Source organism: Pseudomonas sp. RIT-PI-a, from assembly GCF_001187875.1.
GTDB lineage: Bacteria > Pseudomonadota > Gammaproteobacteria > Pseudomonadales > Pseudomonadaceae > Aquipseudomonas > Aquipseudomonas coleopterorum.
The window spans coordinates 37,651-59,062 of sequence record NZ_LGIR01000019.1; the positions used below are offsets into that span (position 1 = coordinate 37,651).

The 21,412-nt window shown below is 62.3% G+C and carries 21 protein-coding genes, 1 tRNA gene and 1 pseudogene; 10 read left to right on the forward strand and 13 right to left on the reverse strand.

What is annotated here, in order from left to right; translation table 11 throughout:
• Positions 1-38 precede the first annotated feature (38 nt).
• Both AC788_RS13865 and AC788_RS13870 read left to right on the forward strand, forming a co-directional pair.
• Complete coding sequence (locus AC788_RS13865; RefSeq protein WP_049861177.1) at positions 39-719, forward strand: Fe2+-dependent dioxygenase; 681 nt, start codon at positions 39-41, stop codon at positions 717-719.
• The gene (locus tag AC788_RS13870; RefSeq protein ID WP_049861178.1) at positions 716-1,474 is read left to right on the forward strand and encodes a tetratricopeptide repeat protein; all 759 of its coding nucleotides are present in this window, start codon (positions 716-718) and stop codon (positions 1,472-1,474) included. Before AC788_RS13865 ends, AC788_RS13870 begins: the two co-directional genes overlap by 4 nt.
• 41 nt (positions 1,475-1,515) lie before the next feature.
• On the opposite strand, the gene AC788_RS13875 is transcribed toward AC788_RS13870, so the two are convergent.
• Positions 1,516-2,679 carry a type III PLP-dependent enzyme gene (locus tag AC788_RS13875; RefSeq protein WP_049861179.1) on the reverse strand — a complete coding sequence of 388 codons (1,164 nt, stop codon included), beginning with the start codon at positions 2,677-2,679 and terminating at the stop codon, positions 1,516-1,518.
• A 348-nt stretch (positions 2,680-3,027) separates the two neighbouring features.
• Positions 3,028-3,897: an isocitrate lyase/PEP mutase family protein gene (locus tag AC788_RS13880; protein ID WP_049861180.1), complete on the reverse strand. Its 870-nt coding sequence runs from the start codon at positions 3,895-3,897 to the stop codon at positions 3,028-3,030.
• Positions 3,898-4,125: 228 nt separating this feature from the next.
• Here AC788_RS13880 and AC788_RS13885 point away from each other — a divergent pair, with 228 nt between their 5' ends.
• Both AC788_RS13885 and AC788_RS21415 read left to right on the forward strand, forming a co-directional pair.
• Positions 4,126-5,343 carry an MFS transporter gene (locus AC788_RS13885; RefSeq protein WP_049861181.1) on the forward strand — a complete coding sequence of 406 codons (1,218 nt, stop codon included), beginning with the start codon at positions 4,126-4,128 and terminating at the stop codon, positions 5,341-5,343.
• Positions 5,344-5,365: 22 nt separating this feature from the next.
• Positions 5,366-5,551: pseudogene (locus tag AC788_RS21415) on the forward strand (VapC toxin family PIN domain ribonuclease); the annotation flags it as partial.
• 73 nt (positions 5,552-5,624) lie between these two features.
• Here the strand turns inward: AC788_RS21415 and ychF are convergent.
• The 8 genes from ychF to AC788_RS13925 form a co-directional block, all read right to left on the reverse strand.
• The gene (ychF, locus tag AC788_RS13890) at positions 5,625-6,725 is read right to left on the reverse strand and encodes a redox-regulated ATPase YchF (protein WP_049861182.1); all 1,101 of its coding nucleotides are present in this window, start codon (positions 6,723-6,725) and stop codon (positions 5,625-5,627) included.
• A gap of 21 nt (positions 6,726-6,746) precedes the next feature.
• A complete protein-coding gene (pth, locus tag AC788_RS13895) occupies positions 6,747-7,331 on the reverse strand; it encodes an aminoacyl-tRNA hydrolase (RefSeq protein ID WP_043192904.1) in 585 nt (194 codons plus the stop codon).
• A gap of 73 nt (positions 7,332-7,404) precedes the next feature.
• Positions 7,405-8,010 (reverse strand): 50S ribosomal protein L25/general stress protein Ctc, encoded by a 606-nt coding sequence (locus AC788_RS13900; protein WP_049861183.1) that lies wholly within the window; start codon positions 8,008-8,010, stop codon positions 7,405-7,407.
• Positions 8,011-8,148: 138 nt separating this feature from the next.
• The gene (locus tag AC788_RS13905) at positions 8,149-9,090 is read right to left on the reverse strand and encodes a ribose-phosphate pyrophosphokinase (protein ID WP_043192909.1); all 942 of its coding nucleotides are present in this window, start codon (positions 9,088-9,090) and stop codon (positions 8,149-8,151) included.
• A gap of 47 nt (positions 9,091-9,137) precedes the next feature.
• Positions 9,138-9,212, reverse strand: a tRNA-Gln gene (locus AC788_RS13910).
• Between the two features lie 39 nt (positions 9,213-9,251).
• Positions 9,252-10,097: a 4-(cytidine 5'-diphospho)-2-C-methyl-D-erythritol kinase gene (ispE, locus tag AC788_RS13915; RefSeq protein WP_049861325.1), complete on the reverse strand. Its 846-nt coding sequence runs from the start codon at positions 10,095-10,097 to the stop codon at positions 9,252-9,254.
• A gap of 19 nt (positions 10,098-10,116) precedes the next feature.
• A complete protein-coding gene (gene lolB / locus AC788_RS13920) occupies positions 10,117-10,728 on the reverse strand; it encodes a lipoprotein insertase outer membrane protein LolB (protein WP_442965543.1) in 612 nt (203 codons plus the stop codon).
• Positions 10,729-10,755: 27 nt separating this feature from the next.
• Positions 10,756-12,483, reverse strand: a complete 1,728-nt coding sequence (locus AC788_RS13925; protein ID WP_049861185.1) for a tetratricopeptide repeat protein — start codon at positions 12,481-12,483, stop codon at positions 10,756-10,758.
• Positions 12,484-12,647: 164 nt separating this feature from the next.
• On the opposite strand from AC788_RS13925, the gene hemA reads away from it, so the two are divergent.
• The 6 genes from hemA (at position 12,648) to AC788_RS13955 (ending at position 18,006) form a co-directional block, all read left to right on the forward strand.
• Positions 12,648-13,925, forward strand: a complete 1,278-nt coding sequence (gene hemA / locus AC788_RS13930) for a glutamyl-tRNA reductase (RefSeq protein ID WP_049861186.1) — start codon at positions 12,648-12,650, stop codon at positions 13,923-13,925.
• Positions 13,922-15,004, forward strand: coding sequence for a peptide chain release factor 1 (gene prfA, locus AC788_RS13935; RefSeq protein ID WP_049861187.1), 1,083 nt, complete (start codon positions 13,922-13,924; stop codon positions 15,002-15,004). Before hemA ends, prfA begins: the two co-directional genes overlap by 4 nt.
• Positions 15,005-15,007: 3 nt before the next feature.
• Entirely contained in the window at positions 15,008-15,838 is an 831-nt protein-coding gene (gene prmC, locus AC788_RS13940; protein ID WP_049861188.1) for a peptide chain release factor N(5)-glutamine methyltransferase, read from the forward strand.
• On the forward strand, positions 15,832-16,587 hold the full coding sequence (locus AC788_RS13945; protein ID WP_049861189.1) for a molybdopterin-synthase adenylyltransferase MoeB: 756 nt from the start codon (positions 15,832-15,834) through the stop codon (positions 16,585-16,587). Before prmC ends, AC788_RS13945 begins: the two co-directional genes overlap by 7 nt.
• Entirely contained in the window at positions 16,580-17,371 is a 792-nt protein-coding gene (gene murI, locus AC788_RS13950) for a glutamate racemase (protein WP_049861190.1), read from the forward strand. The genes AC788_RS13945 and murI overlap by 8 nt, the downstream gene beginning before the upstream one ends.
• A 116-nt stretch (positions 17,372-17,487) precedes the next feature.
• Positions 17,488-18,006, forward strand: coding sequence for an acyloxyacyl hydrolase (locus tag AC788_RS13955; RefSeq protein WP_049861191.1), 519 nt, complete (start codon positions 17,488-17,490; stop codon positions 18,004-18,006).
• Between the two features lie 73 nt (positions 18,007-18,079).
• On the opposite strand, the gene phrB is transcribed toward AC788_RS13955, so the two are convergent.
• Genes phrB through AC788_RS13970 form a run of 3 tightly spaced genes read right to left on the reverse strand, consistent with a single transcriptional unit; the run spans position 18,080 to position 21,385 of the window.
• Positions 18,080-19,501, reverse strand: coding sequence for a deoxyribodipyrimidine photo-lyase (phrB, locus tag AC788_RS13960; protein WP_049861192.1), 1,422 nt, complete (start codon positions 19,499-19,501; stop codon positions 18,080-18,082).
• Between the two features lie 20 nt (positions 19,502-19,521).
• Positions 19,522-20,433, reverse strand: a complete 912-nt coding sequence (locus AC788_RS13965; RefSeq protein WP_049861193.1) for a MerR family transcriptional regulator — start codon at positions 20,431-20,433, stop codon at positions 19,522-19,524.
• Positions 20,423-21,385 (reverse strand): YbgA family protein, encoded by a 963-nt coding sequence (locus tag AC788_RS13970; RefSeq protein ID WP_049861194.1) that lies wholly within the window; start codon positions 21,383-21,385, stop codon positions 20,423-20,425. Before AC788_RS13970 ends, AC788_RS13965 begins: the two co-directional genes overlap by 11 nt.
• Positions 21,386-21,412 lie beyond the last annotated feature (27 nt).

Here is a 21,412-nt window from a genome sequence, read left to right on the forward strand (position 1 = left end):
CAATACCATTGCTGCCCCTCGGCCTGCGGTGAATTTCCATGCTCCTACACATTCCAGGATTGTTCGCGCGCGACGAAGTGCTGCGCATCCGCCAGGCTCTGGAGCAGGCCGACTGGGCAGACGGCCGAATCACCGCTGGCCACCAGTCCGCGAAGGCCAAGCACAACCTGCAACTGCCCGAGGGCCATCCACTGGCCGTGGAAATAGGCGCCGCGCTGCTCGAACGCCTGTGGGCCAATCCGTTGTTCATGTCGGCGGCGTTGCCGAACAAGGTCTTTCCACCGCTGCTCAACTGCTACACGGCAGGCGGCAGTTTCGACTTCCACATCGATAACGCCGTGCGCCAGGCCAAGGGTGGCGTGGAACGCGTGCGCACCGACCTGTCCTCGACGCTGTTCTTCAGCGATCCGCAGGATTACGACGGCGGTGAACTGGTGATCCAGGACACCTTCGGCACCCGCGAGGTCAAGCTGCCCGCAGGGGATCTGCTGCTGTATCCGGCCACCAGCCTGCACAAGGTGCGCGCCGTCAGCCGCGGCGCCCGCTTCGCGTCTTTCTTCTGGACGCAAAGCCTGGTCCGCGAGGACAGCCAACGTGCGCTGCTGTTCGAGATGGACGGCGCGATCCAGCAATTGACTCGTGATGTCCCCGATCATCCGTCATTGATCCAACTCACCGGCACTTATCACAACCTGCTGCGGCGTTGGGTGGACGTATGAGCGCCGACTGGCGCCTGCGTCGCCTGGAAGTCCTGGACAACGAACAGCTGCAGGCGATGCTCATCGCTGAACCGCGCAAGGCTGCGCAGGCGCTGGTGATCGCCGCAGGGCAGGGCGTTGTCGACGCCCAGGCGCTGCTCGGGCAGATCCTGCTCGATGGCCGCGGTATCGAACGCGATACAGCGCTCGCGGTGAAGTGGTTTGCCATCGCGGCCCATCATGGCCACCCCATGGCGCACAACATGCTCGGGCGCTGCCACGAGCACGGTTGGGGCTGCGAGGCCAACGTCGAACGTGCCGCCGGGCATTATCTGCAGGCGGCGCAGGCAGGGCTCGACTGGGGCCTGTACAACCTGGCCAACCTGCTGGGGACAGGGCGCGGCATCGGGCTCGACCATGCGCGGGCCTTCGCGTGCTACCTGCAGGCGGCGACCATGGGCCATGCCAAGTCCATGAATCTGGTCGGCCGCTATCTTGAACAGGGGCTGGTGGTCGGTGCTGACCTGCCCAAGCCAAAGGTGTGGTACATGCGTTCGGCGCAGGCAGGTGATTTCCGCGGGCAGTTCAGCCACGCCGCGATACTGGCGGAGGAGGGGGATGTCGACACGGCGCTGATCTGGCTGCATCGAGCTCTTGAAGGCGGGAACAGCAATTTTCTACGTAGTAGTGTGGCGGTGCTGGAGCAGGCCAGGCAGCCAGCCATCAGGGCGATGGCAACGCTCTATGCGCAGCGCCTGCAGGCGCTGGAACAGTAGACCTGCAGACAGCCGATGGCTGCCCGCAGGTTACCGGTGCATCAGATGTAGAACGACTTCAAGGGCGGGAAGCCGTTGAATTCCACCGCGCTGTAACTGGTGGTGTAGGCACCGGTGGACAGCCAGTACAGGCGGTCACCGATGGCCAGGTTCAACGGCAGGCCGTACTTGTAGTGCTCGTACATGATGTCGGCGCTGTCGCAGGTCGGCCCGGCGATCACCACTTCTTCCATCTCGCCTTTCTTCTCGGTCCAGATCGGGAACTTGATGGACTCGTCCATGGTTTCGATCAGGCCGCTGAACTTGCCTACGTCGGTGTACACCCAGCGCTCGACCGCGGTGCGCGATTTGCGGGCTACCAGTACCACTTCACTGACCAGGATACCGGCGTTGGCGATCAACGAACGGCCGGGCTCGAGGATGATTTCCGGCAGATCGTCACCGAAGTCTTCCTTGAGGAAGCGGATGATTTCCTCGGCATAGGTTTCCAGGCTGTTGGTACGGGTGATGTAGTTGGCCGGGAAGCCACCGCCCATGTTGATCAGCTTGAGGACGATGCCGTCTTCTTCCTTGAGGCGTTCGAAGATCACCTTGACCTTGGCGATCGCCGCATCCCATACGCTGATGTCGCGCTGCTGCGAGCCCACGTGGAAGGAGATGCCGTAGGGCACCAAACCCAGGTCGCGCGCCAGGATCAGCAGATCCATGGCCATGTCGGTCTGGCAGCCGAATTTGCGCGACAGAGGCCAGTCGGCCGTGGTCGAGCCTTCGGTGAGGATCCGCACGTAGACTTTCGAACCCGGTGCTGCCTTGGCGATGTTGCGCAGGTCGGCTTCGGAGTCGGTGGCGTACAGGCGCACGCCCTTGTCGTAGAAGTAGCGGATGTCCTTGGACTTCTTGATGGTGTTGCCGTAGCTGATCCGCTCCGGGCCCACACCCTGGTTCATGACCTTGTCCAGCTCGTAGATCGAAGCGATGTCGAAGTTCGAGCCTTTGTCGCGCAGCAGGTCGATGATTTCCACGGCCGGGTTGGCCTTGACCGCGTAATACACCTTGGCGAATTCGAAACCGGCGCGCAGGTCATCGTAGGCCTTGCTGATCATGGCGGTATCGATGAGTACGAAGGGGGTTTCTTGCTTGTCGGCGAAGGCCTTCATCTTGTTGAAGGTATCGCGTGCGAAGTAGTCTTCGACGTTGATCGACATGCTAGGGACTCCTGGTGGCAAACGTCGTGAATATAAATGGGCTCAAATGACCATCCTCCGTATCCCCACTTTGGTTCGCCTACTTCCCAAGGCATGTCGGGCGAAAGCAAAAAGGCCACGGAAAGCTGCTTTCCGATGGCCTGTTGTCTCGTCGTCAGTACTTGAGCCGGATGGATCGTTTCCAGCATGGACGGTCGGCGCGAACTTTAGGGCGTGGACGGCTTGAGAGCAACTAAAAATGTCGCCTTTTCGTACGTGGCCGATGGGGCCGGTAGCGGAACCCTTCGGCGGTTCCCTTTTAACCGACCCACATGACCGCATGATGTTCCCGCCCCGGCGCCCCGCCGGTCATTCCTTCACGTTCATGAACTCCTTGGCCCAGCCGACGTAGCTCTCCGGGTGGGTGTAGGTGTGGGTCAGTTCGGTGGCGCTCAGGTCGGTGCTCTTGCTGAACTGCTGGCGCTGTTCGCGCAGCGAATCGTAGGTGGCCTTGATGGCCGCGAAATAGGCACCGTGGCCAGCCACCACGACCCGCACACCCAAGGCCGCCAGGCGTTCGTCGTCATGCAGCGCCGGATTGCCGTAGGTCACCAGCATCAGCGGCACGCTGAGGTTTTCGGCGATCTGCTCCAGGTGCTCGAAGTCCTTCACGCCAACCATGCAGATGCCGTCGGCACCAGCGGCCTGATAGGCCTGGGTGCGGCTGATGACTTCCTGGGTGGAGAGCACACCGGCATGGGTACGGGCAATGATGGTCAACTCGGGATCGACCCGGGCCTCCAGCGCCGCGCGGATCTTGCCAACGCCCTCGGCCACCGAGATGAGATCGGTGGAACGGCGACCGAACTGCGCTGGCAGCAGGGTATCTTCGATGGTCAGCGCACCGATGCCGGCACGTTCCAGCTCCACCACCGTACGCATGACATTCAGCGCGTTGCCATAGCCGTGATCGGCGTCGGCGATCACTGGCAGTTGCGCGACACGACCGATGCGCGTGGCCTGTTCGGCGAACTCGGAGAGGGTGATCAGGGCGAAGTCGGGAGCGGCAAGCACCTGCAGCGAGGCCACCGAACCGCCGAGGATACCGACCTCGAAGCCCAGGTCGGCAGCGATGCGGGCGGACATGGGGTCGAACACCGAAGCGGTGTGATAACACTGTTTTGAAGACAACAGCTCACGGAACTGGCGACGCAGGGCCGTGTGAGAAACTTTGGGCATGATCGCTCCTGATTCTGGCGAAACCCCATTGCCTCATGCGGAGGGTTTCTGGAACTTTATCGATTCTTCATGGGTTTTTAGTGACTGGCGCCAGTTTATCACCGCCCGGTCGTTGTTGTATTCGTTGACGCCATTGCGCCGTGCCAGTTTCACCCGTGTCGGCAACTGGCGACGAGGCACGCAAAATGGCAGAGTGTCCGGCCATGCCTGCCAGCCAACGGAATCCCCATGGCCACCCCCACAACAACAAGCAACCCTGCCAGCGTGCCCGGCGCGGCCCAGACCAGCCCATTGGTCATGCGCATCCTCGGCGCCTGTGCGCTCGCACACCTGGTCAACGACCTGATCCAGGCCGTGCTGCCGTCGATCTACCCCATGCTCAAGGCCAGCTACGGCCTGACCTTCACCCAGGTCGGCCTGATCACCTTGACCTTCCAGGTCACCGCTTCGCTACTGCAGCCCTGGATCGGTTTCTACACCGATCGCCATCCCAAGCCGCTGCTGTTGCCGGCCGGCATGGTCTGCACGTTGATCGGCATCATGCTGCTCTCCACGGTGGGCAGCTTCCCGATGATCCTCCTGGCATCGGCCCTGATCGGCATTGGCTCCTCCACCTTTCACCCGGAAACCTCGAGGGTCGCGCGGTTGGCTTCAGGGGGACGCTTCGGTCTGGCGCAGTCCACCTTCCAGGTAGGTGGCAACACCGGATCGGCCTTCGGGCCGCTGCTGGCGGCCGCCATCGTCATTCCGTACGGCCAGGGACACGTGGCCTGGTTCGGTCTGATTGCAGTGTTCGCCGTGGCATTGCTGTACGCAATCAGCCGCTGGTACCGCGGCCACCTCAACCAGTTCAAGGCCCGAGCCGGCCAGCGCGCCACCCATGGCCTGTCCAAGGGGCGGGTCAAGGCGGCGCTGGTGGTGCTGGCGCTGCTGGTGTTCTCCAAGTATTTCTACATGGCCAGCTTCACCAGTTACTTCACCTTCTACCTCATCGAAAAGTTCGACCTCTCGGTGGCCAGTTCGCAACTGCACCTGTTCCTGTTCCTCGGCGCAGTGGCGGCCGGCACGTTTTTCGGCGGCCCCATCGGCGACAAGATCGGCCGCAAGGCGGTGATCTGGTTCTCCATCCTGGGGTCGGCGCCGTTCACCCTGATGCTGCCCTACGTCGACCTGTTCTGGACCAGCGTGCTGAGCGTGGTCATCGGCTTCATCCTGGCCTCCGCCTTCTCCGCCATCGTGGTGTATGCGCAGGAACTGGTGCCAGGCAACGTGGGCATGATCGCGGGCGTGTTCTTCGGCCTGATGTTCGGCTTCGGTGGCATCGGCGCAGCGCTGCTGGGCCATCTGGCAGACATACACGGCATCGAGTACGTGTACTGGCTGTGCTCCTTCCTGCCGCTGTTCGGCATCCTCACGATCCTGCTGCCGAGGACCAGCAAGGTCTAGCGAATGCGAAGTTCGGTCGATCGCCGCTGCCCACACCGGGCAGCTACGTGCCGAGCTGACGCGATCGGGTACGCCGATCGGAGCGTACGACCAGATGATCGCCGGACATGCACGCTCCAGAGGATTGATTCTGGTCAGCAACAATACGAGAGAGTTCGTGCGCGTGCCTGGGCTTCGGCTCGAAGATTGGGCAACGGCCGAAGCCTGAACGCAAAAAGCCCCGCATCGCAAGGCGACAGCGGGGCTTTCAGGGGACGCGCGAAGCGGTGTTGCAGACCGACTCAGACGTTGAAACGGAAGTGCATCACGTCACCGTCCTTGACGATGTACTCCTTGCCTTCCAAACGCCACTTGCCGGCTTCCTTGGTACCGGCTTCGCCGTTGTACTGGATGAAGTCGTTATAGGCGATGACTTCGGCGCGGATGAAGCCTTTCTCGAAGTCGGTGTGGATCACGCCGGCGGCCTGGGGCGCGGTAGCGCCGATCTTCACGGTCCAGGCGCGGACTTCCTCGACGCCAGCGGTGAAGTAGGTCTGCAGGTTGAGCAGGTCGTAGCCGGCGCGGATCACGCGGTTCAGGCCGGGCTCTTCCAGGCCCAGGGCCTCGAGGAACATGTCCTTCTCTTCGCCGTCGTCGAGCTCGGCGATTTCGGCTTCGATCTTGTTGCACACCGGCACCACGATCGCGCCTTCCTCTTCGGCAATGGCGCGTACCACGTCCAGCAACGGGTTGTCTTCAAAGCCGTCTTCAGCGACGTTGGCGATGTACATCACCGGCTTGGTCGTCAGCAGGTGGAAGCCACGGATCACGGCCTTCTCGTCGGCGCCCATGTTCTTCATCAGGCTGCGGGCCGGCTTGCCCAGGGTGAAGTGGGCAATCAGCTGCTCCAGCAGGCCCTTTTGCACCACGGCGTCCTTGTCACCGCCCTTGGCGTTGCGCGCGACCTTCTGCAGTTGCTTCTCGCAGCTGTCGAGGTCGGCGAAGATCAGTTCCAGGTCGATGATCTCGATGTCGCGCTTGGGGTCGACGCTGTTGGAAACGTGGATCACGTTTTCATCTTCGAAGCAGCGCACCACGTGGGCGATGGCGTCGGTCTCACGGATGTTGGCGAGGAACTTGTTGCCCAGGCCTTCACCTTTCGAGGCGCCGGCCACGAGGCCTGCGATGTCGACGAACTCCATGGTGGTCGGCAGTACGCGCTTGGGATTGACGATGGCAGCCAGGGCTTCCAGGCGCGCATCGGGCATCGGCACGATGCCGCTGTTGGGCTCGATGGTGCAGAACGGGAAGTTCTCGGCCGCAATCCCGGATTTGGTCAAGGCGTTGAACAGAGTGGACTTGCCGACGTTGGGCAGGCCGACGATGCCGCAGTTGAATCCCATGGTGAATCCCTCTTCGAAGAGTCAGGCCTTTTGGCTGTGCAGGTTTTTCATCGCGCGATTCCACTCGCCGGCGAAGATATCCGGCAGCACACCGAGGGCGAAATCGATACTGGCGTCCAGCTTTTCCTGTTCGGCGCGCGGGGCGCGGCCAAGAACGAAATTGGACACCAACTTGCTGTCACCCGGGTGGCCGATGCCAAGCCGCAGACGGTGAAAGCCATTGTCATTGCCGAGCTGCGCGATGATGTCGCGCAGGCCGTTGTGCCCACCGTGCCCGCCGCCCAGTTTGAGCTTGGCGACGCCGGGGGGCAGGTCGAGTTCGTCGTGGGCCACCAGGATCGCTTGCGGCGGTATGCGAAAGAAATTCGCCATCGCCGCGACGGATTGACCGCTGCGGTTCATGTAGGTGGTGGGGATCAACAGACGAACGTCATGGCCCTGATGGCTGAAACGCGCCGTCAGGCCGAAATACTTGCGATCGGCTACCAGGTTCACACGGTGGGCCTGGGCGATGCGCTCAACGAAAAGAGCCCCTGCGTTATGCCGGGTCTGTTCGTATTCGGGGCCGGGGTTACCCAGGCCAACGATCAGTTGTATGGCGGTCACGTCAGGGGCTCTTCCTTTTCGAGTCGTGGACGACACCCGAAGGTGTCATCCAGAGCTCGGCGTGCGAGTGAAATTACTCGGCAGCGCCTTCTTCGGTTTCTTCGTCGGCAACGATACGCGGAGCGTGGACGTTGGCGATTGCCAGGTCGGTACCATGAGCCAGTGCCACGAACTCGACGCCTTGCGGAGCCTTCAGGTCGGACAGGTGGATGATGGTGCCGATTTCAGCGTCAGCCATGTCGACTTCGATGAACTCAGGCAGGTCTTTCGGCAGGCAGGTCACTTCCAGCTCGGTCTCGGTGTGCGAGATCTCGCCGCCTTTCTTGACAGCCGGTTCCTGGTTCATGAAGTGCAGAGGCACGATGGCGGTCAGTTTCTGGCCGGCGATCACGCGTACGAAGTCAGCGTGCAGGACGTGACCCTTGGCTGGGTGACGCTGCAGCGCCTTGATCAGGACGTTCTGCTTGGTGCCACCGATGTTCAGTTCGATCACGTGGCTGAAGGCAGCCTCGTTTTCGAGCAGCTTGGTGACTTCCTTGGCCAGCATGCTGATGGACTCAGGGGCTTTGTCGCCACCGTAGACAACAGCTGGAACCAGGCTGGCGAGACGACGCAGGCGGCGGCTCGCACCTTTCCCCAGGTCGGAACGCGCTTCGGCATTCAAAGTAAAATCGTTCATGTGTTTCTCCAAAATAACCACGTTCGCCCAGCGTTTGCGACCAGCGCCAAGGCGATACGGGCAAAAAAGCCCCGGCCCGACAAGAGTGTCGGGCCGGGGCGCTTTTCGTCAGAGCGGTGCTTGCGAAGGGCAGGGCCCTCAGCGGAACATCGCGCTGATCGATTCTTCGTTGCTGATGCGACGCATCGCCTCGGCAACAACCGGAGCGATATCCAGTTGACGGATACGCCCACAGGCTTGTGCGGCTGCGGACAGCGGGATGGTGTTGGTCACCACCAGCTCGTCCAGCACGGACTTCTCGATGTTCTCGATCGCACGGCCCGACAGAACCGGGTGGGTGCAATAGGCGAACACCTTGGCCGCGCCATGTTCTTTCAAGGCCTTGGCCGCATGGCACAGGGTGCCGGCGGTATCGACCATGTCGTCGACCAGGATACAGGTGCGACCTTCGACATCACCGATGATGTGCATCACTTCGGAGTGGTTGGCCTTTTCGCGGCGCTTGTCGATGATGCCCAGATCGACGCCCAGGGACTTGGCCACGGCGCGTGCACGCACGACGCCACCAATGTCGGGGGAAACGATCATGAGATTCTCGAAGCGCTGGTCTTCGATATCGTCCACCAGAACCGGGGAGCCGTAGATGTTATCTACCGGGATATCGAAGAAGCCCTGAATCTGGTCCGCGTGAAGGTCGACGGTGAGTACACGGTCGATGCCCACGACGGTCAGCATGTCGGCGACGACCTTGGCACTGATTGCCACACGGGCAGAGCGCGGACGGCGGTCTTGCCGAGCGTAACCGAAGTAGGGGATCACGGCGGTGATTCGCGAAGCCGAGGAGCGGCGGAAGGCATCAGCCATCAGCACCAGTTCCATCAGGTTATCGTTGGTCGGCGCACATGTAGGCTGGATAATGAAGACGTCTTTACCGCGAACGTTTTCATTGATCTCGGTGCTGATTTCACCATCGGAAAACTTGCTGACGGAGACATCACCGAGAGGGATATGCAGCTGACGCACAACGCGTCGAGCCAGATCGGGGTTTGAATTCCCCGCAAAGACCATCATCTTGGACACGCGCAGTACCTGCCGGCTGAGGGTATACCTGGATGAGTATAGGAAAATGGCAGGGGCGGCTGGATTCGAACCAACGCATGGCAGGATCAAAACCTGCTGCCTTACCGCTTGGCGACGCCCCTGTAGCTTGAAACCTCCGAGTGCCCAGCACTCGTTTCCTGTTACAGACTTTGCAGCTTGCGATGCAACATCGAAACGTTGCTTCCCTTGGCTACGAACCCTGAAAGGGTGTCTGCAAGAAGGTGCGAAACTCTATCAGCTTCCGCTTTGCTTGGGAAGGCCCCAAACACACAACTTCCAGTGCCTGTTAGCCGAGCTTCAGTGAATTTGTTGAGCAAATTCAGTGCGTTACGTACATCCGGGTAACGGCGCTCTACTACTGGCTGGCAGTCATTACGACTGTTTCCCTCAAGAACGGGGCGCACTTTAATGGGCGCCGAGTCACGTGTCAACAACGGATCGGAAAAAATTTCCGCTGTACTAACAGAGACTTGCGGCACCAGCACGAGAAACCAGGGTTCGGGCAGTTCGACCGGGGTGAGTTTCTCGCCCACACCCTCGGCGAAGGCCGCGTGGCCGCGGACGAATACCGGCACATCGGCGCCCAGGGCGAGACCCAGCTGGGCAAGCTGGTCTTCGCTGCAGCCGGTCTGCCACAGGTGGTTCAGGGCCAGAAGCGTAGTGGCGCCATCCGAGCTGCCACCACCGATGCCGCCGCCCATGGGCAGCACCTTGCGCAGCCAGATGTCAGCACCCAGGGTTGTGCCTGTGAGCGTCTGCAACTGGCGCGCAGCCCTGACGATGAGGTTGCTGTCGTGGGGCACGTCGGCTATTTCGGTGTGCAGATGCACGACGCCGTCGCTGCGCAGGGAGAAGTCCAGTTCGTCGCCGTGGTCCAGAAACTGGAACAGGGTCTGCAACTCGTGATAGCCGTCCGGGCGGCGGCCTAGAATGTGCAGCATCAGGTTGAGCTTGGCAGGGGCGGGCAGGGTCAGCACGGGATTCATGGAAAGACCTTCGCTCACGTCACTGCCCCAACCGGCGCGGCTGCCAATCCTTGACCACCAGGGTCACGTCCAGATCCTGGCCATGCAGCTTGATGCGCTCGGGCAGCCAATAGCCGTTCTGTTCGGCGTAGCTCAGGTACTCGACCGTCCAGCCGTCCTGCGCCAGGCCCGCCAGGCGGCTGTTGCCGTCCAGGGTCAGCTGGCTCTTGCTGTCGGGAGCCGGCAGGCCGCGGACCCACCAGGACAGGTGCGATACCGGCAGCTTCCAGCCCAGTTGCTGTTCCAGCAATTCTTCGGGAGTGGTCGCCTGATAGCGGCCCTGATTGGCCACTTCCAGGCTGACATCGCCCGGACGTCCGGTCAGACGCGCTGCCCCGCGGCCCAATGGGCCAGACAGGCGGATGTCGTAATAGTCCTGGCGCTGCAGCCAGTACAGCGTGCCGGAACCGGAGTCCTTGGGCGCGCGGATGCCGATCTTGCCGTTGATTTCCCAGCCGTCGAGCTGGGTCAGCTGTTGCTTGTGCGCCTGCCACAGCTGGGGGTTGCCCTGGCCTTGCAACGCTTCGTGGGAGCCCATGCCGGCGCAGCCGGTGAGTACGGCGATGAACGTGGCAACCAGCAGGTGACGCATGTAGGAGGTAGGACGAACAGACATGGATTAAAGATTCTCTGAACCGGTCAGGCGCAGGATGGTGCTGCGCAGGATAGGGCTGTCGGGTTGTTCTTGCAGGGCTTTGCCCCATATGCGGCGGGCCTCGCGCTGTTTGCCGTTGGCCCACAGCACTTCGCCCAGGTGGGCTGCCACCTCATGATCGGGAAAGCGTTCGAGCGCGCTGCGCAGATAGCCTTCGGCAGCGTCGAGGTTGCCCAGCCGATAGTTGACCCAGCCCAGGCTGTCGAGTACGGCCGGATCTTCCGGGTTGATCTGATGCGCCCGCTCGATCAGCGCGCGGGCTTCTTCGAAGCGGGTGGTGCGATCCGACAGCGTGTAGCCCAGGGCATTGAGCGCCATGGCGTTGTCCGGCTCGCGAGCCAGAATGGCCCGCAGGTCCTTCTCCATCTGCACCAGGTCGTTGCGCTTCTCGGCCAGCATCGAGCGGGTGTACAGCAGATTCGGATCGTCGGGGTTCTTCTTGAGCGCGTTCTGCAGCACCAGCCAGGCGGACTGATCCTTGTCGTTGTTCGACAGGGTTTCGGCTTCGATCAGGTACAGCTGGATGGCGTAGTCGGGCTGGGCATCACGCGCTGCGGCCAGGCGCCGTGAAGCTTCGTCGGCGCGGCCGTTGGCAATGAGGATGTCGGCCTGGCGCAGCTGCGCGGGCAGGTAGTCGGTGCCCACGCCGACCTGTGCATACTCCTCGAGCGCGGCCTGCGGATCGCCGCGCTCTTCGGCGATGCGGCCCAGGTTCAGGTGCGCGGAATCGACGTGACTGCCACGTTCCACCAGCTGTTGCAGGTAGTTGTAGGCTTCGTCCCACGCCTTGCCTTCCAGACAGACCAGCGCCAGCGAGTAACGCAGTTCGTCATCGTCAGGGTATTGCTGCACGAGAATGGCGAACTGCACCTTGGCATCGTCCATGCGGTTCTGCTCGACCAGCATGCGGGCATAGGTGAGGCGCAGGCGCTTGTCGTCGGGGATCTTCTTGAGGTTCTTTTCCAGCAGCGGCATCGCTTCGCTGCCACGATCGAGCGCGGCCAGCAAGCGGGCGCGGAGCAGGATCGGGGCAATTTCACCTTCCTGCGGCGGATTGTCTTCCAGCAGGGTCAGGGCGCCCTCGGTATTGCCATCCTGTTGCATCAGCAAGGCCTTGCCGAAGATCAGCTGGCCGTTGCCGGGGTATTTGCCGAGCAGGCGTTCGAAGCTCTGCAGCAGGCCACGCCGGGTGCTTTCGTCGGTGTCGGCGGCCGACAGCGCGAGAAAGTCGAAATGGGTATCGCCCTGGCCCTGCAGGACTTTTTCCATGTACACCAGCGACTCGTCGTACTTGCCATTGCGTGCCAGTTGAATCGCGGCAGCGCGCTGGGCGTCCAGGTCGGTGGGCGCATTCTTGGCCCACAGCAAGGCGGTTTCCAGCGCCGATTGATCGGCGCCCAGGTACTCGGCGATGCGGAAGGCGCGCTCGGAAATGCCCGGGTCCTGGGTCTTGCGGGCCTGGGTGACGTAGTTGCCCAAGGCAAGATCGAAACGGTCGCGCTGGCCGGCCAGTTCCGCGCTGAGCAGGCTGAACACGGTTTCCTCGCTGAACGAGCCGTAGACCTTGGGCGTCTCGTCCGGCGTGGGCGCCGGCTGCGCCACGGGGACCGGAGTCGCTTGCTCTCTGGCTGGCCAGGACTGGCAGCCCTGCAGCAAGGCGAAGGCGAGGAGCAACGTGGAGGTTCTATTCATAGAGGGGATTTTGGCGGCTTACCTGCGGTCGGATCATCATGACACAAGCCACAGGTCAAACCCATAACTCGAGGTTGCCTATTAGGACAATAGATAGCGGTGGTTGTTCTGGACCGGACGAAGTAGGACAATTACCGGCTCCTCGACATCATCAGCGACCTTGAATGGCCTTTCTCGCCCTCGGTATCAACCACAAGACTGCTTCGGTAGACGTGCGTGAGCGCGTGGCGTTTACCCCGGAGCAGCTGGTAGAGGCCCTGCAGCAGCTTTGCCGACTGACCGACAGCCGTGAGGCTGCGATCCTCTCGACCTGCAATCGCAGCGAACTGTACATCGAACAGGATCACCTGGCCGCCGATGCCGTGCTGCGCTGGCTGGCCGAATACCACCGTTTGAGCGTCGACGAGCTGCGCGCGAGCGCCTATGTGCATGAAGAGGATGCGGCTGTTCGTCACATGATGCGGGTGGCGTCCGGGCTCGATTCGCTGGTGCTGGGCGAACCGCAGATTCTGGGGCAGATGAAATCCGCCTACGCCGTGGCCCGCGAGGCCGGCACCATCGGGCCGCTGCTGGGTCGCCTGTTCCAGGCCACCTTCAGCGCTGCCAAGCAGGTGCGCACCGACACCGCCATCGGCGAAAACCCGGTCTCGGTGGCCTTCGCCGCCGTCAGCCTGGCCAAGCAGATCTTCAGCGATCTGGCGCGCAGCCAGGCGTTGCTCATCGGCGCGGGCGAAACCATTACTCTTGTCGCACGCCACCTGCACGAACAGGGGGTCAAGCGCATCGTGGTCGCCAATCGCACGCTGGAACGGGCGAGCACCCTGGCCGCGCAGTTCGGCGCCCATGCGGTGCTGCTGTCCGACATTCCGCAGGAGCTGGTGAACAGCGACATCGTCATCAGCTCCACGGCCAGCCAGCTGCCGATCCTGGGCAAGGGTGCGGTCGAAAGTGCGCTCAAGCTGCGCCGACACAAACCGATCTTCATGGTCGATATTGCCGTGCCACGCGATATCGAGCCCGAGGTCGGCGAGCTGGATGACGTCTACCTTTATACGGTCGACGACCTGCACGAAGTGGTTGCCGAGAACCTGAAAACCCGCCAGGGTGCCGCTCAGGCGGCCGAAGAACTGGTGAGCGTGGGCGCCGACGACTTCATGCTGCGCCTGCGCGAGCTGGCGGCCGTGGATGTGCTCAAGGCCTATCGCCAGCAAGGCGAACGCCTGCGCGACGAAGAATTGCAGAAAGCCATGCGCCTGCTGGCCAACGGCGGCAATGCCGAAGAGGTGCTCGCGCAACTGGCGCGGGGCCTGACCAACAAGTTGCTGCACGCCCCCAGCGTGCACATGAAAAAGCTCTCCGCCGAAGGCCGCGTCGATGCGCTGGCCATGGCCCAGGAACTCTTTGCCCTCAATGAGGGCTCAACGGATAAACCGCCGCAATGAAAGCGTCACTGCTCAACAAGCTGGACACGATCCAGGATCGATTCGAGGAACTGACCGCCTTGCTGGGCGACGCTGAAGTCATTTCCGAGCAAACCCGTTTCCGCGCCTATTCCAGAGAATATGCCGAACTTGAACCGGTGGTGCTGGGCTACCAGCAGTGGTCCAAGGTGATGGCGGACCTCGAAGGCGCGCAGGCGCTGCTCAAGGACAGCGACCCGGACATGCGCGAAATGGCCGCCGAGGAAGTGCGCGAGGCCCGCGAGCAGTTGGTGCAACTGGAAAGTGCCTTGCAACGCATGCTCCTGCCCAAGGACCCTAACGACGGGCGCAACGTCTTCCTCGAAATCCGCGCCGGTACCGGTGGCGATGAAGCGGCGATCTTCTCCGGCGATCTGTTCCGCATGTATTCGCGCTATGCGGAGCGTCGCGGCTGGCGTCTGGAGATTCTTTCCGAAAACGAAGGCGAGCATGGCGGCTACAAGGAGGTCATTGCCCGGGTCGAAGGCGAAAGCGTCTACGGCAAGCTGAAGTTCGAGTCCGGGGCGCACCGCGTCCAGCGCGTGCCGGAAACCGAATCCCAGGGTCGCATCCATACCTCGGCCTGCACGGTCGCCGTGTTGCCCGAGCCGGACGAGCAGGTTGCCATCGAGATCAATCCGGCCGACCTGCGCGTGGACACCTACCGTTCCTCCGGCGCCGGCGGCCAGCACGTCAACAAGACCGACTCGGCCATCCGCATCACCCACTTGCCGACCGGCATCGTGGTGGAGTGCCAGGAAGAACGTTCGCAGCACAAGAACCGCGCCCGTGCCATGAGCTGGCTGTCGGCCAAGCTCAACGACATGCAGAGCAGTGCCGCGGCCAATGCCATCGCCAGCGAACGCAAGCTGCTGGTGGGGTCGGGCGATCGTTCCGAGCGCATCCGCACCTACAATTTTCCGCAGGGCCGGGTGACCGACCATCGCGTCAACCTGACCCTGTACTGCCTGGATGAAGTTTTGGCCGGCGGAGTCGATGCAGTGATAGAGCCGCTTCTGGCTGAATACCAGGCCGATCAGTTGGCCGCGTTGGGTGAATAGAACATGACCATCATTGCCAGCCTGTTGCGCGCCGCCGAACTGCCGGAATCACCGACCGCGCGCCTGGATATCGAACTGTTGCTGGCCGCCGCGCTGGGCAAGTCGCGCAGCTACCTGCACACCTGGCCCGAGCGTATCGTGCCGAGCGAAGCCGCCCATGCGTTCGCTGACTTCATGCGTCGTCGCCAGGCGGGCGAGCCGGTTGCCTACATCCTGGGCCAACAGGGTTTCTGGAAACTCGACCTGGAAGTGGCTGCGCACACGCTGATCCCGCGTCCCGAAACCGAGCTGCTGGTGGAAGCTGCGCTGCAGTTGCTGCCGCCTCGTTCGGCGCGGGTGCTCGACCTGGGCACCGGTACCGGGGCAATCGCCCTGGCCCTGGCGTCCGAATGCGGTGCCTGGCAGGTCACTGCCGTCGACCGTGTCGCCGATGCCGTGGCGTTGGCCGAGCGCAACCGGGTGCGTCTGAATCTGGGCAATGCCCGGGTACTGGAGAGCCACTGGTTCAGCGCCCTGCCGGGCGAGCGTTTCGACCTGATCGTCAGCAACCCGCCATACATCGCCAGCGCCGACCCGCATCTGAGTGCCGGTGACGTGCGCTTCGAGCCTGCCAGTGCGCTGGTGGCCGGGGAGGATGGCCTCGATGATCTGCGCCTGATCATCAGTCAGGCACCGCAGCACTTGCAGCCGGGCGGCTGGCTGTTGCTGGAGCATGGCTACGACCAGGCGCCGGTGGTGCGTGAGCTGCTGGCGCAGCATGATTTCGAGCAGATCGAAAGCCGCGTCGATCTCGGCGGCCATGAACGTATCACGCTCGGACGGTTGCTGTGCTGACCGACCAGGAGCTGCTGCGCTACAGCCGGCAGGTGCTGTTGGCGCAAATCGATATCGAGGGCCAGTTGAGGCTCAAGAACAGTCGTGCGCTGATCGTCGGTCTGGGCGGGTTGGGTTCGCCGGTGGCGATGTACCTGGCCGCTGCAGGCGTCGGCGAGCTGCACCTAGCGGACTTCGATACGGTCGATGTGACCAACCTGCAACGTCAGGTCCTGCACGACAGCGCCTCGGTCGGCGTCAGCAAGGTCGATTCGGCCATCGCCCGGTTGAGTGCGATCAACCCCGAGATCGATCTGATCGCGCATCGTAACGCACTGGATGAAGATTCACTGAGTGCCGCCGTGGCCGCCGTCGACCTGGTGCTCGACTGCTCCGACAACTTTGCCACCCGCCAGGCGGTGAACGCGGCCTGCTTCGCGGCCGGCAAGCCGCTGGTCAGTGGCGCCGCGATCCGCTTGGAAGGGCAGTTGTCGGTGTTCGATCCGCGGCGTCCGGAGAGCCCCTGCTACCACTGCCTGTACGGTGAAGGCAGCGATGCCGAGTTGACCTGCAGCGAAGCCGGCGTAGTCGGCCCATTGGTGGGCCTGGTCGGCAGCCTGCAGGCGCTGGAAGCCTTGAAGCTGCTGGCACAGTTCGGCGATGTACTGGTCGGTCGGCTGCTGTTGATCGATGCCTTGGGCACGCATTTCCGCGAAATGCGGGTCAAGCGCGACCCCAAATGCCCGGTCTGCAGCGCACGGCATGTCTGAAGCACCGGTCGGCGTGTTCGATTCCGGTGTCGGCGGCTTGTCGGTGCTGGGTGAAATCGAGCGACTGTTGCCCGATGAGTCGCTGCTGTACGTCGCCGATACCGGCCACATGCCCTATGGCGAGAAATCTCCGGAATTCATTCGCGAGCGTTGTGTCCAGGTCGCGCAATTTTTCCGCGAACAAGACGCGAAGGCTTTGGTGCTGGCCTGCAACACGGCCACGGTCGCTGCCGTGGCCGATCTGCGCCAACGCTATCCCGACTGGCCGATCGTGGGCATGGAGCCGGCGGTCAAGCCCGCGGCTGCGGCCACTCGCAGCGGTATCGTCGGTGTGTTGGCGACCACCGGTACCCTGCGCAGCGCCAAATTCGTGGCACTGCTCGATCGCTTTGCCAACGAAGTTCAGGTCATCACCCAGCCTTGCCCTGGGTTGGTAGAGCTGATCGAAACCGGCGATCTGCACAGCCCGGAACTGCGCCTGCTGCTGCAAGGCTATGTGCAGCCGCTGCTCGCAGCGGGTTGCGATACGCTTATTCTGGGCTGCACCCATTACCCCTTCCTGAAGCCGTTGCTGGCCACCCTGGTCCCGGCCGACGTGGTGCTGGTCGATACCGGGGCCGCCGTGGCTCGTCAACTGCAACGGTTATTGAGCAGCGGGGCGGTTCTGGCCAAGGGCCCGGCACGACCTGCACAGTTCTGGACGAGCGGGTCCGTAGATATTTTCCGAAATGTCCTACCGAAGCTGTGGAATTTTTCTGACAATGTGCAAAGATTCACGTTGTAAAAAAAATGTGAAAAAATCGATGTGTAACGCTGAACTTACGTTCCAACTCCGGTTTCTATAGCTTGTCCATTTTTTCGACAAAAATTCTTACAACTGCATTCGGTAGGATGTTTCTCATGAAGAGACTGTTCAGTTTGGCTGCGCTTGCAGCCTTGATGTTGGGGCAATCGGTAACCGCGAACGCGGCTGACCTATCGTTCTCTGCAGGTGAGACGGGCGAATCGTCGCAGGTCTACCGCATTGGTCTGCAATCCAATTGGGACAAGAGCTGGTTCCAGACCGACGTCGGTCGCCTGACCGGCTACTGGGACGCTGGCTATACCTACTGGGATGGCAAGGACTTCAAGGATAACCACAGCCTGTCGTTCGCTCCGGTGTTCGTCTACGAGTTCGGCGGTGGTTCGATCAAGCCCTACATCGAGGCCGGCATCGGCGTCGCGGCTTTCGCTCACACTCAGATCGAAGGCAACAAGCTGGGCTCCTCGTTCAACTTCGAAGACCGTATCGGCTTCGGCGTGCGCTTCGGCGGCGGTCACGAGCTGGGCGTGAGAGCGATCCACTACTCCAACGCCGGCATCAAAGAGCCGAACGATGGTATTGAAGCCTACACCCTGAACTACCGCATGCCGTTGTAAGCTTTTTCTCGGCCAGCATTGGCCGTCGCGCGGGCAGGGTCCTCTGCCCGCGATCGTCTTCCAATAACTTCTTCTATTTGGCTTTGCGTGGCAGATTCTTGAACGCCGCCAGGGCACGTTCACGTCCTTGCTTCAGGTCCACGATCGGGCGGGGATAGCCGCTCTGCTTGAGTGCGTCGGCGGTCGGTGCATGGACCTGCTTGCGATCCAGTCCTTCCAGCTCGGGCAGCCACTGCTTGAGAAACCCGCCTTGCTCATCGAATCGTTGCGACTGGCTTACCGGATTGAAGATCCGGAAGTACGGCACTGAATCGGTCCCCGTGGACGCGCTCCATTGCCAGCCACCGTTGTTGGAGCACAGGTCGCCATCGATCAGGTGCTGCATGAAGAAACGCTCGCCTTCACGCCAGTCGATCAGCAGGTTCTTGCTGAGGAACATCGCCGTGATCATGCGCAAGCGATTATGCATCCAGCCGGTGGTCACCAGCTGGCGCATGGCCACATCGACGATGGGAATGCCTGTGCGGCCTTCCTTCCACGCCTGCAACTCACCGGGTGCATTGCGCCAGGGCAGGGCGGCGTACTCTTCGCGGAACGGCCGGTGCATCGACACTCGCGGATAGCCGACCATGATGTGCCGGTAGAACTCGCGCCAGATCAGCTCGCCGATCCAGGTCACGGCGCCGACGTTGCCGCTCTCGAACTCGCCACGGTTGCTGTTGAGCGCCGCATGCAGACACTGGCGCGGGGAAACCACGCCTGAGGTCAGGTACGCCGAGATCTGGCTGGTCCCAGGGTGGGCCGGTAGATCACGCTCGACCTTGTAGTCTTCGATCGGTTGGTCGGTGAAGGTGTCCAGGCGCTTGTGCGCTTCCTTTTCACCGGCAGGCCACCGCTTGCGCAGTGCTTCGTCGGGCGTGGCGAACCCTTTGATCTGGTCGGGAACCTTGTCTGCGGCGATGTGCACCGGCTTCTGCGCGCGAGGCTTTTTTGCCAGCGCCGGGACGGACTGATGCAGGCGTTCGTAGCAGACCTTGCGGAACTGGCTGAAGACCTGGAAGTAGGTGCCGCCTTTGGTCAGCACGCTGCCCGGTGTAAACAATGCTTGATCGAGGTAGCGGTGCAGGGGGATGTCTGCCTTGGCCAAGGCGGCTTCCACTGCTTCGTCGCGGCGGTTTTCATTGACGCCGAATTCGTCGTTGCAGTGCACGGCTTCGATCTTGTGCTCGGCGCACAGCGCGGCAATCACCTTGGGCGCCTTGTCCCAGGTATCTGCCTCACGCAGCAGCAGTGGAATGTGCAAGGCCTTGAGGCTGGCACTCAATTCCTTGAGATTGCGCAGCCAGAAATCGACCTTGTTCGGCGAGTCATCGTGTTCCAACCATTGCTTGGGGCTCAACAGGAACACGGCCACGGTCGGGCCCTGCTCGCAGGCGGCCGCCAGGGCGGGGTTGTCGTGCACTCGCAGGTCGCTGCGCAGCCAGATCAATTGCATGGGGGCCTCATCGTTCGAATTCAGGGTTGCCAGTCGGCCAATACGCCGGACGCCTGCAGCGATTGCTGGGCGTGCAACGGATCGGTCGCCAGGTTCAGGTCGGCCATCGGGGGAGGGCTGTCTCCGGTAGCGGCGCGATGGATGAGCACGGCAGAGCCCACCAGCCATTTGGGGCAGGCGCAGCCGACCAGCAGTCGACCCAGCGTGGCCAGGTTGAGCGCCTTGTCGGCGTAGACCATCAGGGCGCGGGCTTGGAGTTTGTCGCAGGCCAAGGCCAGTTCACCTGCCGGCAGCGGCGCGTCGAACACCTGCACCGGGCAATCGCTGCTGCTGACGAGCCAGGCGCCCAGCCACAGGTACGGGTCCGGCGTGACGTCGGCCTGATTGACCAGCACCACGGGCGCACCGCCGAGTTGGCGGTTGTTGTGATAGATCCGCGTGCCCAACTTGCTGCGCAGCCAGCCGTGGAAAAACACCTTCTCCATCTGCCCACCGAACTGGCCGGCCCAGCGTTGCTCGAGATCGTTCAGCAACGGCAGCAACAGCTGCTCGCACAGGGTTGCCGGTGGATACAGCGCCATGGCCTGGTTGAACAGATCATCCAGCGGCCGCTCGGCCATGTCGCTGATGGCCTGGGCCAGTGTCTGGCGCAGTTGCTGCCAGTCGTTCTGCACCTCGGGCCTTGCATCGCGCGGCGCGTCGAGCAACTGTTTGACCTGGCTGACGGCGACGCCCCGGTTGAGCCAGGTCAACACATGGTGGATCCGGGCGATCTGCGCTGAGTCGTACAGACGATGGCCCTTCGCCGTGCGGTGCGGCACGATCAGGCCGTAGCGCCGTTCCCAGGCGCGCAGGGTGACCGGGTGCACACCGGTCTGCCGGGTGACCTCACGGATCGGCAGCCAGTCGGTGCCGTTGGCGTCAAATGGCATTGCGCAGGCTCAGGTTTTCGGGGTGCGGCTGCAGGTAGGTCTGCTGGGCAATGTAAGGGTCCGGATGAATACGGAACAGGTGCTTGAGCAAGGTCATCGGCACCACAAGCGGAACGATGCCCTCGCGGTACTGATTGATCAACTGTTGCAGCTCCTGCTTGTCCTGCGCATCGATATCGCGCTTGAGGTAGCCACTGATGTGCTGCAAAGCGTTGCTATGGGTGCCACGCGTGGCACAGCGTTTGAGCGCCTGCATCAGCTCGCTGAAATAGCGCGGGCCGATCTGCTCGGCGTCACCGCGGCCCATGCTGCCCAACAGTTTGCCCAGCACCTTGTATTGCAGCGGGTTGTTGGCCATCAGTTGGTATTTGAAGCGCGAGTGGAATTCCGTCAGGCCACGGCGCGTCAAGCCTTCAGTCAGCAGCGCTTGCCATTGGGCATAGGCGCCTACACGCACCAGGAAATTTTCCCGCAGCACCGGGTCGCACAGGCGACCTTCTTCTTCCACCGGCAGGTCCGGGTGGCGCGCACAGAAGGCCTGGGCATAGATGCCACGACCACCTTCGCGCTGGGGGGCGCCGTTGTCGCGGTAGATCTTCACCCGTTCGAGGCCGCAGGAGGGTGACTTCTGCATGAAGATGTAGCCGCACAGATCGGTCAGCTCACCGGCCATCTGTTCGCCGTAGGCAGCCAACGGGGCGGTGACGTTGATGTCACGGTGCACGGTACCGACCGCTTGGGTGTGATCCTTGTCACCGACCAGGCGAATCGGCTCGCGGGGCGTCCCCAGACCGATGGCAACCTCGGGGCAGACCGGGACGAACTCGAAGTGCTCGACCAGAATCCGGCTGCACCAGCGCGATTCCTTGTGCCCGGCGTTATAGCGCACAGGCGCACCGAGCAGGCAGGCACTGATACCGATCTTGGGTTTGCTGACGCTGGGCTCTTGCATGACGGACCTCTTCTGAAACCTGTACAT